This is a genomic window from Pantoea cypripedii, assembly GCF_002095535.1.
GTDB classification, from domain to species: domain Bacteria; phylum Pseudomonadota; class Gammaproteobacteria; order Enterobacterales; family Enterobacteriaceae; genus Pantoea; species Pantoea cypripedii.
Map to the genome: position 1 here is coordinate 1,283,403 of NZ_MLJI01000002.1, position 16,061 is coordinate 1,299,463.

The following is a 16,061-nucleotide window of genomic DNA, read 5'->3' on the forward strand; positions in this document are numbered from 1 at the left end:
TCTCTCCGTATTAGTCGTTATTCTTCAGTTGATTTCTGAGCGTCTCTGACAGCTCAGTTATGGCGACGAGGACTTTTGAGTACTCCTTGTCTCCCACCCGTTTCCCTTCCACAAAAAGATGTTTCTGCAGTCGTCCAAGCCGGAGAAGTTCGGTCAGAAAAGTGTCGTCAGCTTTTGCGGTCACCTTTCTTTTCAGGGCTGCATTTCTGATAAAAGCCGACACAGTTTGTCCGGCAGCAGTGGCCTGCGTCTCAATATCTTCGATTTCATCCGGCGTGAATCTCAGGGTCTTTATTACGGTTTTCTGCCGTTTTTCACTTCCCCTTCGGGATGCTCTGTCACTCATGCTGACTCCTTACTGGGGTGTCGGGGCGAAGCCCTGACCAGGTGGCATTTGTAATATCGTGCGTGCGCGGTATTACAAATGCACATCCTGTCCTTTTTTTTGGCCATTATACACGTCAGTATCGGTTTCGCCTATGGCGTTTTTGACGGCATAGGCAGTGCGGGGCACTGCCATTTTTTTGGCATAAGTGGTATGATTTTCGGGATTTTTTGATTATCCGGGGTGTGCAGATGAGTAAAAAAACGTTTTATTCCGATGATGACATTGTAAAGGCAAAAGAGGCGCTGTCTGGATTGCCGGATTTAACGCCGCAGAGAAAAACGCAGCAGGATTTTTTGGCTGCGATCCGTGACGATCTGCTGGCACTGGTTAAAACGAAAGGGTATACCCTGACCGACATCAAAGAGACGCTTAAAACAGCAGGTTATGAGGTTAGTGACAGGGCATTACGGGACATCATGCGTGATGCGGAAAAGAAGAAAGTAGATAAAAAAAAATCGCACACCGAAGCAGGCTAATCCGGCGACGACAGAAAACCAGTAGTTGTCTCAGGAAGGACACAGATGTCCTTCCTGATTTCCTGATTTACATTCCCCATTGCCAGCGGAGTTTTCCACTCAATCCGGCAATCAGCATGTCGGAAAGTGGATCAGCTTTTTTCATCAGAAAACGCCTGTCTTTTTCACAATCTGTGCCAAATGTTTCTCCTTCTGGTTCAATTTTTTTGATTCTCTGCCATCCGGACAATTTCACACCGACAGTATGAGGCTATCTGCTCCAGTAAAATGCCAGTGACCGTGGAAGGGAAAAAGGGTACTTCCATAACCTGCCAGCGATAGTGACAGATAAAGGCCAGCGTCTGCGCAGCATCAAAACATTCTGCATCTTCAATAAACTCATTACTGATTTCATCTGCATGCACTTCATTGCCAGACCATATGGCCAGAGACTGCGCATTTACTTTCGCCAGTTCGCGGGAAAACACCACGGCAAACGTTGGGTTGATGATCCCCGCAACATCGCAGGCATATCGGGAAATGGATGCAATCTGTTCAGGGCTGACGCGGTAAAAGGCCATCTGTATATTCTCCGGTTATCACGATTTATGCCGTCAGTATTTCCGGACTGCGGCGCATTCAGGTTATTCACGTCAACCGTTCGCATCGCGGGACCGACAGAAACAGGGAGTAAGCCGTGCGTACCTTGTTTCAGTCGGATCAGTGATGCAGGTTACGACGGGAATACCGTGCGCCGCAGTCCGGCCAGCAAAAGAGAAAATAATCCGTACACATAAACAGGCAGCCCTGTGACGGACTGCCTGGTAGCTGATTTATGCAGGAGGCAACGCATCCGGATAATGAGAGGCCAGAATGTCATTCATCTTTTCAACCAGATCCATGCGCTGAAAGGTGATATGCCCTGATCCTTTTTTGAAATAACGCAGACTAAAATATGCTGACGTAAAATCCTCACCGTTCAGCTGATGTGTATGCACAAAATCCCGGAAACGGCATCCGGCTCCGTCACGAAAATCGGGCACGGGTTTATTATCCAGCCAGCAGAAAGCTTTATTCAGATCATCGAGGCGGGTGATACCACGTTGATGAGCACTGACGCCCCAGCGGGTGACATCAACCAGCGTATTGATGATGATTTTCTTTCCAAACTTCCGCACATTATTGGTTTTGTAATCCCACGACAGTTTTTCAAATAGTGACACGATACCCTGCTCAAACATTGACGCTGATGAGGCATGCAACTGACGGAAAGAAGCCAGCACATTTTCCAGCGTGGCCTCCGGCATATCATCGCTGTACAGCGACTTATTCCAGGCATCGATCTGATCTGTGTTCATCAGGGTAAGCATGCCGGAATCATGCATCAGTTTCTGCCAGATCTCCCGGTCAACGTCGCGCAGGATAATTTTCTGCCACCGGCTTTTGTCCCCGCAGTGATACAGGGCGTTTTCCATCAGACGCGGAAATGACATCCCCCCGGCATGGCTGCATCCCGCAGCAGAGAACTGTGCTTTCGTCCTCTGCCAGCAGTTGCATGGCGTTTTCCAGCGCCGTCATTCCCGCCTGGCGGTGCGCCAGAATACGGTCAACCGAAACGGACGGGATCATACCCTGCCCGCTGTCCGGCTGAATGTCTGCACTGAGCGCGCCATGCGATAACACGCCTTCTGCCGTATCGTTGTGATTTTGCTGCATCATAGTGTCCTCCTGGTGGATAAAAAGTTGCGGATCTTCGTGTCGCAACAGGAGGAACAGCACGGCGGGGAGCGCTGTCAGGGGGGCCACGGCCAGCTTGCGTCCCTTGCCAGCCAGTGAGGCGTTGTGATGAGATACCTGCGACAGGAAATCCGCCCACTCTTTCCACCAGGTCACTGGCGAACGGCTGCATCACACGGTACGGAATGGCCGCAGGCTCAGGAAAGAAAACAGTGCGCCCCGCAGGCGTCAGACAGGGGCGCATCCTTAATATRGAAAAAAGTGCAGAATCTGCTAACTTTTTAAAAATTTATTCACGATAAAATAAGTGCAGATCCTGCACTTTTTTTATGAGATAAATATGACCGGATGGGAACTGAAACTCTGGCGCAGGGGAATGTGCTGGTCACGGGAGAAAGCAGCCAGAGAAATGGGCGTCAGTCTGCGGACATGGCATGACTGGGAGAATGCGCAGGAAGTGTCACGGCAGACAGAACTGGCCACCCTTGCCCTGAGCACCCGACAGTTACTGCCGGACTGGCGAAGACGACCACGCAAACATCCCCGCGACGCCATTATCTCGATGCTCGAAAATATGCACGGCACCGGGGGAAAATAAGCCTGCCCCACCGGGCAGGCTCCGGACCAGTCACCCGGCCAGTGACGCCACCCACTGACGTAGCTTGCGAATATTCCGCAGGGTTGACAAAAACTCTCCGTTGCTTCGGGCCAGCATCACCGAAATTTCGGCTTTTACCCGTTCAGGAGCGCAGGCCTTTTCGCTGGCCACGGTCTCCACTTTTGCGGCCAGTTCGGCTACCAGTTCATCGCTGACGCTCCCGTCACACGCCTCACGCAACCAGGCATGGGGATGTGCGGGATTCAGGCCAAACAACGACAACAGTCGGGTAGCTGTCCGGTTCTGGGCGGCGGCATCGCACTTCACTGTACCTGTTTCTGCATCCACGCAGATCCCTTCCCACTGCACATGACGAAAATATTCCACCACGTCGATCTCCGGTAGTTCCGTCATGCGCTGGCGCAATTGCGCGACAACAGACGCGGCAGAATGATGTTCCAGCATCATCCCTGTCGCCAGACCGATAGCATTCACCATCACCCCGTGCGTCCCGATGCTGATACTGCGGTAATAACCTGCTCCCAGCTGGTCGCCGATCCAGTCCCAGCGTAATACCTCTGCCCAGCAGCGCCAGAGTTCCGTGGCATCGTGACGCACGTTGTCGGAAACCGCATCACCGGCGCGTAGTCCGGTCATTTTCCGTGTGGCATCATGCAGAGCCTTGAAACTGACCAGCAGATCGCTTTTCGCCGGAACAACATTGTGTTCATAGTCCACGCGTTGACTCAGAGCCTCCACACTGGACGCAATATGGCGGACCAGATCGTTCAGAGGGTCTTTGTGGTTGTAGGCCATCGAGATAGCCGTGGCGGGTTTACTGGCATTGTTGTTAATGTCCGAGAAAAACTGCTGCCGGGTTTCCAGCGTCAGTCCGGTGGTCAACAGCAGGGTGATCATATCGGAGGCCTCCGGACGCGCCGCGATATAATCCATGATCCCACGGGCGCGGTGTTGGCCATCAAACAGTTTGATGTCTGCATCCATCGGGATAAACAGACGTCCCACGTTCCCCTGAACGCCCTCAGCGGCACGGAATTCCACGGGTTTGTTGATGTTCCCGGTGAGGGTCCCAAGGATGAAATCACCACCGGTATCGTGTCCGTGGGTCAGGTATTTGGTGATCCGGCGGGAACGGGTCTGGTTCAGTTCGCGCTGTGAACGGGACATCACCTCCCCGGCGTCGTCCGGTGCCAGAATGCGGCGTAGCATGTTCATGGGAGCAAACAGGACATACTGTTCACGTCCGCCCTGCTGGCCACGGATTGCCGGAAATTCAAACCAGTACACATCATTGTTAATCTTATTCACTACTCTCTCCTTCGGGTTACGGGCCAGTGGCCCTTTCTGCCGTGTCCTTATTCCTCCATCTGGAGGGCGGAACCCGGTGCTGTGACCCGGTTCGCACGTTCCGCCAGTGACGGATGCAGGGGCGGCGGCTTGCCGACGGGCAAAGCCTTCACCCTTGTATACGGAACAGGAACGGGCACCGTAGGGAACAGCTCCGGACGTTCCGCCTGTCAGGAGGTTAAGGGGGAGAGTGGTATGCAGGCCGGGGAACCCGGCTTTCCTTTGCGGTCGCCACCGGCGAACCGCCGGGGCCGCGCGGCCGGAACGGCAGCAGGAGGCCTTTTTCAAATCAGCAGAAAATGACGCCGGACGTACCGGCGTCAGGATGGGTGTCATCCCTCTTCGTTGATTTCGTCATCAAAATGCATTTCCGCAACCCTCATCAGTCCGGGCAGTTCATCATGCTCAATGCCGACTGCACGGCACAGGTGCATCAGATCGGCCAGAAAATCGGTGATCACGGTGCGGGCATCCTCACCACTGCGCGCCAGCCCGGTACGGGTGGAAAAGAGGCACAACGCCTCTGCCGCCAGGGCGGCACGGTCTGCATTATTCAGTTCCTCAGCGTGAATAAACGCAGCGCCATCGACGGCCACACGGGCCAGTTCCATGACAGAAACGGGGGAAAATTGAGTACTGGTGGTCATATACAGTCTCTTTCGGATGATCGGGAAGGGGTTTGCCGCCCGTAACCGGACGGCATCCTGAACTTACGCAGCTTTATCAGTGACACTGTCACCCGATACATCCACTCCCGGTTTCATCCAGGAGGGTACCCAGCGGTTAGTGCTCATCTCTGCACCGGCACGTTCGGCAGCGTCACGGCGCTTCATCGCCAGCACGTCACGCGCGGCATCACTCAGTCCGGCCTCCGACAGCGCATCTGAAATCTGGCGCTTGTTCAGTTTGCAGAAGAATCCCGTCGCCGTGGGCTGCCACCACTCGCGCAGGTCAAATCCCATCACCGTTTCCAGCCCTTCCAGAGGACTGCTTCCGGTCCGCCCGGACTGGCGCTCCTGAATACCATTGATGCCCTGTGACACGCAGAATCCCAGCAGGGCAATCACCCTTTCCTGCGGCCACGCCAGTAACCAGTTGAATGATGTGTTCCACGCTTCCGGCAGTTGCGCATGCCAGGCTTCCCGTTGCTGCTCCAGATGCAGAAAACCACGCCCGCTTTTCCCGGAAAGCGCAGAGGATACCAGCCTGTGCTGAGACGGGGTCAGACAGACATCAAGCGGATTCACACCGTAACGGGGGGTGAAACAGTTCCGGCACAGTGTCCAGGTCAGCAGTGCCAGTGCCACCTGTGGCTGATCGCTCAGGGCAGCCTGTACCGCCAGAGTCCGTTCCCCGGACATCGCCAGCACAAAAGAGGCAGGAAGCGCATCGATCCCGGTTTTTGTCTCCGCGCTGTCTTTCCCTTCCTGAACGCCTCCCGCCGTTTCCGGCGCGGTGTCGTCCTCTTCCACCATCATCTCCGCACGGCGGGCAATCCCGCGCACAACCTGAATATTGCCCCCCTCCAGACTGACAATCACACCCGCCACGGCCTTCTGTTCCTCAGTCCAGGCCCGGCGTTCAGCAGCATCTTCCATTGCCGCCATCTCTGCGGCGGCGTCCTCATCCTCCCTCTGTCGCAGGTCGTCGTAACGCGCCTCTTCCTCGTCGGTAAATGCCGCTGCATCCGGGGAAAGGAAAACATACTCACCGGCATCCGCACTCCAGCGCGTAAGGACTGACAGACGACCCGCAGCCCATGCCCAGCCCTCTTCTTCACACAATGCCTGGGCATGCGCCTCCAGTTTCTGCAATACAAGCTGCTCCAGCAGGGCCGCATTCACGTACCCGGCCTCCCCCTCGCTGAACAGATCGCGACGCACCTCGCCACCACCGTCAACATAGGCCGCCTCACCCAGCCACTGAAAGCGGGCATTGTTAAGGATGGAAACCTCGTTTTCCGTGATATAACGGCGCAGCACGCCGGGCGTCACGTTGCTGTATGCCTGACGGGCCTGTTCCCACACCTGCATCTGCCGCGCCGGGCTGTCCTCCAGTGCCAGTACCTGACAGTGTTCCGTGGTGATCTCATCTCTGGCCAGTGCATCAAGGAGTTCAGGGGCCAGTCCGGCCAGTTTCAGCATCCGCTGCACATGACGGGTCTGATACCCCAGCAAATCACCGATCTGCGCGGCACTTTTCCCTTCCTCAGCCATCATTCTGAATCCGGCAACCTGCTCTGCCGGGTGCATCTAGCTAGCTAGCAACGCCGGTGCGGCCGGTATCGGTGCCGCCACGGTCGGCGCGGTGGCCGCATCGACCGTGCTGCGTCCGGGTTATGACTTTGCCCTGGCAAACTCCACGCTACAGGCAACGCTACGGCCTTCGATAAGAACTCGCCCGAATTTCAGTCACTGAAAACCCAGGCGCGCAGCATCGGCGACAACACCGCCGCCTCAGCCAACGACGCCGCGCAGGCGCAGATTATCATCGCCAAAGCGGGCGGCAGCGTAGACGATATAAAAGCCGCCACGCCGGTGACGCTGAATATGTCGCTGGCGAACAACCGCACGATGGAAGAAAGTGCACAGCTGCTGATGAGTACCAAAAACGCCTTTGGCATGGCTAACAGTGAGGTCGCCCACCTGGGCGATGTGATTTCGGCCACGCTCAACAAAACCGCCGCCAACTTTGACGGGCTGAACGATGCGCTGACCTACATCGCGCCGGTGGCGAAAAATGCAGGCGTCAGCGTTGAGCAGACCACGGCGATGATTGGCGCGCTGGCGCAGAGCGGCACCACCGGCAGCATGGCCGGGACCGGCGTGCGTGCCATGCTGTTACGCGTGCAGGCACCGACCGGGGCGGCGTTTAAAGCTATCCAGGAGCTGGGTGTCAAAACCGCAGACAGCAAAGGCAACATGCGGCCGTTTTTCACCGTGCTCAAAGAGATGCAGAAATCCTTTGAGAAAAACAAGCTCGGCACGGCGCAGCAGGCGGAGTACCTGAAAACCATCTTTGGCGAAGAGGCCGCGTCGTCAGCGGTGACGCTGATGAAAGCTGCCTCCAGTGGTGAACTGGACAAGCTGACCAAAACCTTTCAGCAGTCGGACGGCAGTACGGCAAAGCTGGTTAACGTGCAGCAGGACAACCTCGGCGGTGACTTCAAAGAACTGCAATCGGCGTATGAGGCTATCGGCACCGATCTTTATGACCAGTTGGACACCAGCCTGCGCACGCTGACTCAGGACACTACGAAGTTTTTGCTACAGATAGACAGCTGGATAAAAGCCAACCCAGCGCTTTCATCGGGTATCGCCAAAGCCGCCACGGCGGGCCTGATTCTGGTCGGTGCGATTGGTGCCATCGGGCTGGTTGCCTGGCCGGTTATCGCCGGGGTTAATCTGCTGATTGCCGGGGCCGGGCTGCTGGGAACGGTATTCAGTGTTGCAGGGGGCGCGATTGTGGCCGCAATCGGTGCGATTACTCTGCCGGTTGTTGCCGTGGGCGCGGCCATTGTTGCCGGTGCGCTGCTCATCCGCAAATACTGGGAACCCATCAGCGCTTTTATCGCCGGTGTCGCCGAAGGCTTTACCGCCGCAATGGGGCCGATTGGCGAGTCATTCGGCACGCTGAAGCCGCCTTTTGAGTGGCTCGGTGGAAAAATTAAAGAGCTGTGGGACTGGTTCGGCAAGCTGCTGGAGCCGGTGAAATCCACGCAGGCGGAACTCGCTTCTGCCGGTGATATGGGTAAGAAATTCGGCAACATGCTGGCTGAGGCGCTGAAAATTCCCACCCATGCGCTTGACCAGCTGCGCAGCGGTATCGACTGGGTGCTGGAAAAACTCGGCATTATCGACACCAAATCAGACGGCCTGAAAGACAAGGTGCCTTCCCCCGACCCGGTGGCAACCGGCGGCGCAGGCGTGGACACCGACGGGTTGCAGTACAGCCTTGCCACCGGCGGCGCACCTTACCGGCCGGTGTCGTCACCGTCCACAGCTGGCGGCTACACCGACCGCAGCCAGAATACGTATCAGTATGAAATCAACATGCATGAAGGCATGAGACAAAGACGATGCGCTGGCGCTCTAGCTAGCTAGATCTAATTCGCTTGCCTGTGGTTTCACTTATTCCATTGTCCAGGGCCGGGGTATCGCCGGGCGCGATAATACCGGCCCTGAGTTCAACATAAAAAACCGCTACTAAGTCTCCCTGAAATTATCAGAAGGTAAACTGCAGCTGCGCCACGGCACCGTAAGTGCGGTCAGTCCCGGCAATGCCTGTAACATCAAGATGAACAACGTCGAACGGTGAGAAACCGAGACCCGCGGTAAAGGCGTTACCTTCACCAGAAACCATGTTCTGGCGATAACCGGCGCGAACCTGCATCCAGCTCCAGGCGTTCAGTTCTGCTCCCAGACTTGCGAACTGTCGTTTTTTGTCGCTGGTAAAACCACTGGCTTCTGTCAGATCCACATCCAGGGCTGTCGTGATGAAACTGTTATGCCATGCTGCACCGGCTGTGGCCTGAGGACGGACTTTGAACGTTTCTTTTTCGCCATTGATCTCTTTGGTATCCACAGAGCGGGGGATGATGTTCTGAACGGCAAGGCCGAGAGTCCAGTTATCGTTCAGGTTTGTTGCCAGACCGACGTCGGCGTTAAAACCGGTTTTGGTGTTGCGGTAATCACCGGAGTCGATGTCGTTCTTGTCGAAATCACGCACGGAGACGTTGTAGTTGAAAAGGTCAAGTCCGCTGGTATTTCGGGGTTACGCCAAGTGACCACTTCTGGCCTGCAGTTTCAAACTCGTGTGCCATCGCCACGCCCACATCGGTGATGACTGCTGCGCGGCCATAAGCTTTTGACGTAAGGGAGTCTTTGTCCACGGCTGCGGGGGGAATTGTGCCGTCAGCAACGTTGTCCAGATAGTTAAGATCATGGTCACTGACCTTGCCCTCAACAGATACGGTTCCAGAGGACTTCACAACCACAGCAAACGGCAGGGTCTGGTTCGGCACGGTGGCCACAACTGAGGCACCAACCTGACCACTGGCATGAGTATCTTTCAGATCCTGCAGTTTATCTTTCAGTGCCGCAGCGCTTTCGCTGACGCCGGACTGGTTATCGACTGCTGCATCAAAACGGTCCCACAGATCTTTCACATCATCCGCTTTGTCCACCGTGTTATCGGGATCAGAGACTTGCGCGCCGACTGACGGCAGCAGGAGGCTGAAATCATCGGTTGGACCGAAATGTGTCAGCAGAGCCGGGTTGGACAGGGCTGCAGTACCGTAGTGTGCTGATGCCACGCCGGTGCCCCCCATTGCGTCGCTGCGGGCTTCCATATAAGAGGTCGCTGCGGTCGCCTGAAAAGCTAATAATACGGCGGAAGAAATTACTGTTTTTACTGTCATCATTTTTTTCATCTGGCTATTTCCTGTTTCTCGGTTTTTATTTTGAGGCAAAGCAATGCCCGATGCGGAAGCATCATGTCATTCTCTGTCGAGGGTGCGTTTACGTGTATTTCCGGTCTTTAAATATTTCTGAAAATAAGTGTCGGTAATGTCGTTCCCTGCGCCAGGGCAATCGCTGTACCCTCCGGGATAATAACAGAACGTATGGGGCATGTTCTGCCGTGCGACCTGATGGCCTGCTCAACCCAGCGGCGCTGCTCATGGTTTATTCTCTGCGGAATAACCGATAACACCGGATAATAATTAACCCCTGAAGCAGATTCGTTCTTCTTAATTAAAATGCCTGACTTATTTTTACATTCCCCCTTCGGTGAATTTTCGTTACTGAAAAATATAATGTCGCAGTTTTTATTTTCTGCCGACGGAATAATGAATTTATTAAATTCATCCTCGCTGTGCGGCCACTGGTGAATGGCCTGACCGGTATTCACAACGGGCACATCGTATCCAAGCAGCCAGTCGCGCGAGACGTAAAACCAGTCTGCCAGTTCCTGCAATAGCGATGTGGTCAGATAGTCAACAGTGCGTTCTCTGTCCTGCAATACGCTCAATTTGATATTCCAGGGTGAGAGTATCTGCGCAATATCCGTAGGCGGCAGCTGATGCGCCTGCATCAGCACTTCAAACCTGTCTATGATACTTGCGGCTGAATTGCTGAAGCTCAGGAAAATGTCCCGTAGTGAACCTTCCACAATCATATTCAGCAGTTCTGACTGTGAAATACCGATGCGAACAGACAGTTCCTGTACCAGTTGCAGCGTACCGGCCCTCATCCGCAGAGACGTGGTCTGGAGCGGTTTTTTGTCACCCCGGTAAAGCAGCGCGGCTATCGCATTCCGGTCAAGGTCAGGGAGCGCCAGTAGCGAGGTGAAAATTTCCGTAAGACTGTTTGCCACATTGTCTCCTAAGTCAAATTATATCTTGTTGCTCAGTGAGTTAAAGATAATTAATCGTGGGGTGTATGTATAACGAGTAATTTCGATCGGGTAGATCGACTGCGTTTGCGCATTCGGTTTGATTGCGTTTGTTGATGGCAGTTGACCGGGCAGTACAACAGCAGGGCCCGGTCTGCAACTCATGGGTAAATTATGGGGACTCCGGGCAGCAGAATGCCGCATCAGTTCTGACGGGGGATGTCAGCGCCTGCACAGGGTTGAGAGGACAAATCATTATCCGGGACTGCGCGCCCACGGGCAGTTCGCCGGGGGCGGGGACCCTGTCACCTCTCTGGGCCGCCAGAGCCAGGGTACGCAACAGCAATTCGCTGGCGCGTTCCAGTGCTGCCTCCCGGGTTGGGGCCGAAACTATCAGGTCTTCGAAATCACAAAGCATCACCCTGACATTGCCTGTCTTGTTACTGTCTGCCTCAATCAGAGCCGGATACGGCACGAAGTAGGGCGCTATTTTTTGCGTTTGTCGACGTCGGGCATCGAGCTTGCTGACCAACTGATAGGCCCGCAAGTGGGTATAGCGTTTGAGCATATTCATCGACCGGTGTCCGGAGATGGCCGCCACTTCCATGACGTTGAGAGTGCCCAGCTCGAAGAAGCGGCTGATGGCTTCGTGGCGCAAATCGTGGAAGTGCAGGTCTGCAATGTCCAGCGCCAGCAGGGCGGTACGCCAGGCACTTTTGAATCCGGAAGAGGTGTAGTTAAACACAGGGCCGGAGAGCTGTGCCGGCAGCATCTGAAGAAGGTTGCGGGCCTTACGTGACAGCGGCACATCGCGGGATGAGCCGTTCTTCGTGTCCGGCAGATGGGCGACACCATGTTGCAGATCGATATGCTCCTGCCGCAGGCTGAGAATTTCGCCCTGGCGCATGGCGGTCTCCAGCGCCAGGTGGAAAATGATATAGAGCATCAGGTTCCGCTCGCGGAAATAACGGGAAATCCTGCGTTCTTCCGTGGAAGTTATCCGCCGATCACGACCTTTTGATGTCTTTGGTTTGCGGACCAGCTCAACGGGATTGGTCCTGCAGGTTCCCCACTCGACGCGAGCGATACTGAACAGTGAAGACAGCAGGGCCAGTTCAAGGCGCACTGTATTGCCGGTGATGGGACGGCCTGTGCGGGGATTGAGCTGCGCAAGCCGCTCATCGCGGTAGGCGGCAATATCGACGGTCGTGATTTCATCCATCGATTTGCTGGCAAGCGGGTGACGTTTGATTACGCTAACCCGGTAAAACTCCTGACGGTGCCCCTTTTTATGCACAGAGACAGACTCATAATATTTATCCAGGCCGCGACTGAGGGCCATTTTGCGGATCCGCTGAACGGAAGACATATCCACTCCCAAAAACCGCTAAACATATAACTTTATGAGAAAAGATCAATATTCCTGTCAATCCGGCACGTGGCAAGGAAGCAGTTTTAAGGCGGTTACAAGAATAAATACAGGGTATGAATCAATATTTGTTAACTGCGAAAGTGGCGAGCACCTGACCGGCGGAGGTGCTCAATGTAATCCTGGTAGTAAAGAACGACTCAAATGGTCAAATCCAAGTGGAAACGGATGGGCTGCTGCCTGCCCCGGAGAGAACTTAACCGTCTTCGCCATATGTGCCAGTAATTAACCTGTCAATCCGGCACGTGGAAATCAGGAACCTTAAATAGCTTCACCAGAGTGAGAGGCCCAAACGCATGCGGAGTGCATGCAACTTCTTTAGCTAAATGCCCAAGTGGAAAACGCGTAATCTCAGGTGGCTGGGTGGTAGGGGCATGGTCAGGGGATGAAAGGTCAAAATGCGCCCGATACCAATATTCCTGCCGATGATTCTACCTGGCAAATAACGACAGGGGGTGGGATGCATGATGGACATGGCCTGGCCGCCATCGCCTATTGTGCTGGTCAATGAATCAGAGCCATCAACTATCAGTCAGAAGCAAACGGCCCTGCAGGTGGCTTCTCCGTTACCGACATTTGCTCCAGTTAACTGCCATGTACCATCGCCATTACGAATGATCTCGCAAGAGCGCCAGTTATTGTAGTCGTACGAGGCTTGTGAAAGAGCACAAAAAGCATGAGCACCGATATTTGCTGTCTGCCCTTGTCTGACTGTCTGAGAAAATGACACGTTACCAATACCTACTCCTTTCCACAGACCGGATTGACAGGAAAGTGGGGCGCCAGAGCTGGCGTGGGCTACAAGGCCATTTGTGTTCGCCAGCAGGTCAGAAATTCCCAGTGATAAAGGATCACATCGGCTCCCCTCTGTGACAATTATTCCTGGCATCAGATATCCATCAGACTGCAGCAAACGACTCCCCTTAACTGTCTGCGCCAGCACTTTCCCCTTCACCTCAAGGCTGGTGTTATCTGTCGTTTTGATCCACACGCTTTCCTTATCATTAGCGCTGGGGGAGGCAGTCGAAAAATAGAGACCTGTCCGGAGATTTTTACCGTCACTGGCCGCGCCATCACTACTGCCTGAAGCCCATCCCAGAAAACCGCGGGAACCGTTACTGCCGTGGTCATCACCGTTTTTCCGTCGGATGCAATAACGAGGTTGCCCGCCCGGTTAACATTCATACCGTTCATATCCAGCGCAGTGTTCATCTGATTATATTCTTCACGTCCCGGTGTGGAGAAGCGGTGCAGAAAGTCGTTGCCGGCATTTGCTGTCCCGAGAATATCTGCACCCAGGTTTACGGCAATGTGACCTGTTGTGGTGCTGATCCCGAATCCGGCCAGGTCCTGTGTCCAGCTACAGGCCGCGCCGTTGATCACCGTTGTGCTGCTTGTACAACCTTCAGGCATGATGCCGTTGTAAACAAAACCACCCGATCCATTTATTGCGGAAGAGATGTAGCGCAGAGCGTCGTACCCAAGGCTATCTCCTCCACTTGAGAGCAGGACGGCATCGAGCACTTTGTTGTTTTTCGGCGAGATCCTGACGGCCACACTCCACGTTTGCTGGTACAGGTTCGTGGCCGGTTCGCCGTTGTTCAGATAGCCACTGTTGACCAGTTGGCTGTAGCTGATGGTCGCCGGTGCTGTGGCCAGCAGTTGATCGTAATTGGCCGCGATATACAGTTTGGCCGCATTGGCCCAGGTCGTTGCCTGACGGGCTACGGTTTCGTGGTCACGTTCTTTGTTGCTCATGGCCATCATGGTTAAAGCCAGTCCCACCACGGTAAAAAACAGGATCAGGCCACCATAAGAGCCAATCAGATCGGCCCCCCGGGCCGGGCGTGCGCGTTTCAGTGCGTGAATGAGCGTCATAAAATCCTCAAAAATAGAGCAGCTGGACGGCGACAGATACGGCCAGCCAGGGGCCAAAAGGCGCGATGTGGTGGTGACGAAGGGTTCCCCACAACTGATGACCGGTAATGGCCAGCGTGAGAACCAGCCCTGAGAAGACGTGGCAACATAATCCGGCTGCGCCCGCGAGCAGGATATCTCCGCTGCCCGGGCACTCGTCTTCGTTCCCGTTTTTGTAGCGATACAGGAGATAACGCACGCCATAAAACACCGACCAAATCACTGCCCAGATAAGGCCGGGTATTAACAGCCAGGGCTGATATACACGGACATACCATGCACTGGCAGCCAGAAGGGGAAGTGTGAGCGGAAGAGGAAGCCAGCTGCGCAGGGCATCAGTCACGGTACAGCTGCATAACAACCCCATGACCATCCCCAGCGGCATGCTGGCGGGAATGGGGGAGCCACAATAAAGCACTTCCCCTCCGATGACACATGTGGCGGCAATGGTCAGTTCTCTGTAACTAAACTGGATGCCAGGTTCATACCATCTGATGGTATATAACCCAAGCAGCCCACCGGCCAGCAGGAACAGGAATATCATCAGCATGGGTCGTTTCCATCAGTGCAGGGCGATATTGCGCCGTTCCCGGCTCAGTGTGCGGTAGTTGTTGTAGATAATGTCGGCGTAATTTTCGCGCGTGTTATCGCGGGATTTGTCAAAACCCGCGTTATAACTGCCGAGGCAGTTCCAGTTCACCCCGCAGGTTCTGAAATGTTGCGCCAGGATCCACGCACCAATCTGAATGTTGAGGCAGGGCTTGAACAGATCGTCGGTCTGGCGAATGATGCCCATGCGTTTCAGCTTCGGTATGTGCGTTGAGTTTACCTGCATGATGCCGTAATCCGTGGAGCCTCCGGCACTGCGGGTGTTGGTGGCATTGGGATTAAAGCGGCTTTCCTGCCTGGCAATAGCCTCCAGCAGCAAGGGGTCTATCTGGTACATCCGGCCCGCCCGGTCAAAGCACAGCTCAGACCGGGAGAGGACAGGGAGTGAATTCGTTCCTGCCTGTGGTTGCGACCTACCCGCATGTACGGGCAGTGACAGACTGAGGAACAGGGCCAGAAGCAGACTGGCGATTTTCCTGAGCATAATCATTTTCCGGAAGAAAGTTGTGTGTCCGGGCGGACACACGGTCGAAAGGAACGGGGATCAGGACGCGGTCATGGAGCCTACGTACATGATAATTGTCACGGTGCTGCTGGTGACACTACTGTTGGCGTTCCCGCAGGCGGAGTTGATGGCAGCGATATCACTGGCCACCGTAATTTTACTTCCACCCACGGTCAGGTAACTGGCGACCCCCCCTGATGCCAGGGACTGAGTGATGGAGATACATTCAGATGATGGCACGCTGGTTGAGGTGATGGTGAAATAGCTCTTTTTCCCGACAACGCTGACTGTCCCGTTCCACTGGTTGTAGATGGTGCCGTTGTCATAGGTATACCCGGACGGGATGACATTGGCTGTGTACAGGACGCCGTTCAGGTCAGCGGTACCAAAACCGGCCTGGGTTCGCCCCACTTTCAGTGTGGCTGAGGCCAGTTGGTTCAGGTTGGTGGCCTCACTGCCAGAACGGCTGAAGACGTAAAGCGCGGTCAAAAGCCCCAACACGCAGACGATCAGGATCGTAGCATACCCCCACCATCCCATTGCGGAGAGCATATCAATGCCCCGTGCAGGTTTACGGCAGGCGGAATCAGGACGAATGTGCACAGATGACGCGATGTCATGACGCGTGTCTTTCATAGAATTTCCTTAATATTTCGTGCGGA

Annotated in this window: 15 protein-coding genes and 2 pseudogenes; 3 read left to right on the top strand and 14 right to left on the bottom strand. The window is 54.8% G+C overall.

Annotated features, from left to right (window positions below):
- Positions 1–10: 10 nt before the first annotated feature.
- Entirely contained in the window at positions 11–346 is a 336-nt protein-coding gene (gene mobA / locus HA50_RS27320; RefSeq protein WP_084879895.1) for a plasmid mobilization protein MobA, read from the bottom strand.
- A 230-nt stretch (positions 347–576) separates the two neighbouring features.
- Here mobA and HA50_RS27325 point away from each other — a divergent pair, with 230 nt between their 5' ends.
- Positions 577–864: a molybdopterin-guanine dinucleotide biosynthesis protein MobC gene (locus HA50_RS27325; protein ID WP_084879896.1), complete on the top strand. Its 288-nt coding sequence runs from the start codon at positions 577–579 to the stop codon at positions 862–864.
- Positions 865–1,061: 197 nt separating this feature from the next.
- Here the strand turns inward: HA50_RS27325 and HA50_RS27330 are convergent, their stop codons facing one another.
- The 3 genes from HA50_RS27330 to HA50_RS27340 all read right to left on the bottom strand — a co-directional run bounded on the left by HA50_RS27330 (position 1,062) and on the right by HA50_RS27340 (position 2,736).
- Positions 1,062–1,424, bottom strand: a complete 363-nt coding sequence (locus tag HA50_RS27330; protein WP_084879897.1) for a hypothetical protein — start codon at positions 1,422–1,424, stop codon at positions 1,062–1,064.
- A 252-nt stretch (positions 1,425–1,676) separates the two neighbouring features.
- Positions 1,677–2,336: a DUF4942 domain-containing protein gene (locus HA50_RS27335; protein ID WP_084879898.1), complete on the bottom strand. Its 660-nt coding sequence runs from the start codon at positions 2,334–2,336 to the stop codon at positions 1,677–1,679.
- Complete coding sequence (locus HA50_RS27340) at positions 2,251–2,736, bottom strand: hypothetical protein (protein WP_084879899.1); 486 nt, start codon at positions 2,734–2,736, stop codon at positions 2,251–2,253. The genes HA50_RS27335 and HA50_RS27340 overlap by 86 nt, the downstream gene beginning before the upstream one ends.
- A 184-nt stretch (positions 2,737–2,920) precedes the next feature.
- Between HA50_RS27340 and HA50_RS31885 the strand changes: the two genes are divergently transcribed.
- Entirely contained in the window at positions 2,921–3,178 is a 258-nt protein-coding gene (locus tag HA50_RS31885) for a helix-turn-helix domain-containing protein (RefSeq protein ID WP_084880286.1), read from the top strand.
- Between the two features lie 30 nt (positions 3,179–3,208).
- On the opposite strand, the gene HA50_RS27350 is transcribed toward HA50_RS31885, so the two are convergent.
- The 3 genes from HA50_RS27350 to HA50_RS27360 form a co-directional block, all read right to left on the bottom strand.
- Entirely contained in the window at positions 3,209–4,507 is a 1,299-nt protein-coding gene (locus HA50_RS27350) for a DGQHR domain-containing protein (RefSeq protein WP_158087452.1), read from the bottom strand.
- Positions 4,508–4,878: 371 nt separating this feature from the next.
- Positions 4,879–5,193: a hypothetical protein gene (locus HA50_RS27355; protein WP_084879901.1), complete on the bottom strand. Its 315-nt coding sequence runs from the start codon at positions 5,191–5,193 to the stop codon at positions 4,879–4,881.
- Positions 5,194–5,256: 63 nt separating this feature from the next.
- A complete protein-coding gene (locus HA50_RS27360; protein ID WP_477614416.1) occupies positions 5,257–6,798 on the bottom strand; it encodes a ParB/RepB/Spo0J family partition protein in 1,542 nt (513 codons plus the stop codon).
- Between the two features lie 10 nt (positions 6,799–6,808).
- Here HA50_RS27360 and HA50_RS27365 point away from each other — a divergent pair.
- A pseudogene (locus tag HA50_RS27365) lies at positions 6,809–8,595 on the top strand (phage tail tape measure protein); the annotation flags it as partial.
- Positions 8,596–8,770: 175 nt separating this feature from the next.
- Here the strand turns inward: HA50_RS27365 and HA50_RS27370 are convergent.
- The 7 genes and pseudogenes from HA50_RS27370 to HA50_RS27395 form a co-directional block, all read right to left on the bottom strand.
- A pseudogene (locus tag HA50_RS27370) lies at positions 8,771–9,977 on the bottom strand (conjugal transfer protein TraF).
- A gap of 107 nt (positions 9,978–10,084) precedes the next feature.
- On the bottom strand, positions 10,085–10,723 hold the full coding sequence (locus tag HA50_RS27375; protein ID WP_139811055.1) for a hypothetical protein: 639 nt from the start codon (positions 10,721–10,723) through the stop codon (positions 10,085–10,087).
- Positions 10,724–11,111: 388 nt separating this feature from the next.
- The gene (locus tag HA50_RS27380; RefSeq protein WP_084879904.1) at positions 11,112–12,308 is read right to left on the bottom strand and encodes a site-specific integrase; all 1,197 of its coding nucleotides are present in this window, start codon (positions 12,306–12,308) and stop codon (positions 11,112–11,114) included.
- 1,011 nt (positions 12,309–13,319) lie between these two features.
- Positions 13,320–14,246 carry a shufflon system plasmid conjugative transfer pilus tip adhesin PilV gene (gene pilV, locus HA50_RS27385; protein WP_158087453.1) on the bottom strand — a complete coding sequence of 309 codons (927 nt, stop codon included), beginning with the start codon at positions 14,244–14,246 and terminating at the stop codon, positions 13,320–13,322.
- Positions 14,247–14,253: 7 nt separating this feature from the next.
- Positions 14,254–14,835, bottom strand: coding sequence for a peptidase (locus tag HA50_RS31465; RefSeq protein WP_158087454.1), 582 nt, complete (start codon positions 14,833–14,835; stop codon positions 14,254–14,256).
- A gap of 12 nt (positions 14,836–14,847) precedes the next feature.
- The gene (locus HA50_RS27390) at positions 14,848–15,378 is read right to left on the bottom strand and encodes a lytic transglycosylase domain-containing protein (RefSeq protein WP_084879906.1); all 531 of its coding nucleotides are present in this window, start codon (positions 15,376–15,378) and stop codon (positions 14,848–14,850) included.
- Between the two features lie 60 nt (positions 15,379–15,438).
- Positions 15,439–16,035, bottom strand: coding sequence for a type 4 pilus major pilin (locus tag HA50_RS27395; RefSeq protein WP_084879907.1), 597 nt, complete (start codon positions 16,033–16,035; stop codon positions 15,439–15,441).
- Between the last annotated feature and the right edge of the window lie 26 nt (positions 16,036–16,061).

What these genes read in the sequence shown, in the direction of transcription:
- HA50_RS31885 (WP_084880286.1), top strand. Translation starts at nt 2,921, where the DNA reads ATGACCGGATGGGAACTGAAACTCTGGCGCAGGGGAATGTGCTGGTCA.
- HA50_RS31465 (WP_158087454.1), bottom strand. Translation starts at nt 14,835, where the DNA reads ATGCTGATGATATTCCTGTTCCTGCTGGCCGGTGGGCTGCTTGGGTTA.
- mobA (WP_084879895.1), bottom strand. Translation starts at nt 346, where the DNA reads ATGAGTGACAGAGCATCCCGAAGGGGAAGTGAAAAACGGCAGAAAACC.
- HA50_RS27380 (WP_084879904.1), bottom strand. Translation starts at nt 12,308, where the DNA reads ATGTCTTCCGTTCAGCGGATCCGCAAAATGGCCCTCAGTCGCGGCCTG.
- HA50_RS27390 (WP_084879906.1), bottom strand. Translation starts at nt 15,378, where the DNA reads ATGCTCAGGAAAATCGCCAGTCTGCTTCTGGCCCTGTTCCTCAGTCTG.
- HA50_RS27335 (WP_084879898.1), bottom strand. Translation starts at nt 2,336, where the DNA reads ATGTCATTTCCGCGTCTGATGGAAAACGCCCTGTATCACTGCGGGGAC.
- HA50_RS27360 (WP_477614416.1), bottom strand. Translation starts at nt 6,798, where the DNA reads ATGCACCCGGCAGAGCAGGTTGCCGGATTCAGAATGATGGCTGAGGAA.
- HA50_RS27330 (WP_084879897.1), bottom strand. Translation starts at nt 1,424, where the DNA reads ATGGCCTTTTACCGCGTCAGCCCTGAACAGATTGCATCCATTTCCCGA.
- HA50_RS27375 (WP_139811055.1), bottom strand. Translation starts at nt 10,723, where the DNA reads ATGATTGTGGAAGGTTCACTACGGGACATTTTCCTGAGCTTCAGCAAT.
- HA50_RS27395 (WP_084879907.1), bottom strand. Translation starts at nt 16,035, where the DNA reads ATGAAAGACACGCGTCATGACATCGCGTCATCTGTGCACATTCGTCCT.
- HA50_RS27325 (WP_084879896.1), top strand. Translation starts at nt 577, where the DNA reads ATGAGTAAAAAAACGTTTTATTCCGATGATGACATTGTAAAGGCAAAA.
- HA50_RS27355 (WP_084879901.1), bottom strand. Translation starts at nt 5,193, where the DNA reads ATGACCACCAGTACTCAATTTTCCCCCGTTTCTGTCATGGAACTGGCC.
- pilV (WP_158087453.1), bottom strand. Translation starts at nt 14,246, where the DNA reads ATGACGCTCATTCACGCACTGAAACGCGCACGCCCGGCCCGGGGGGCC.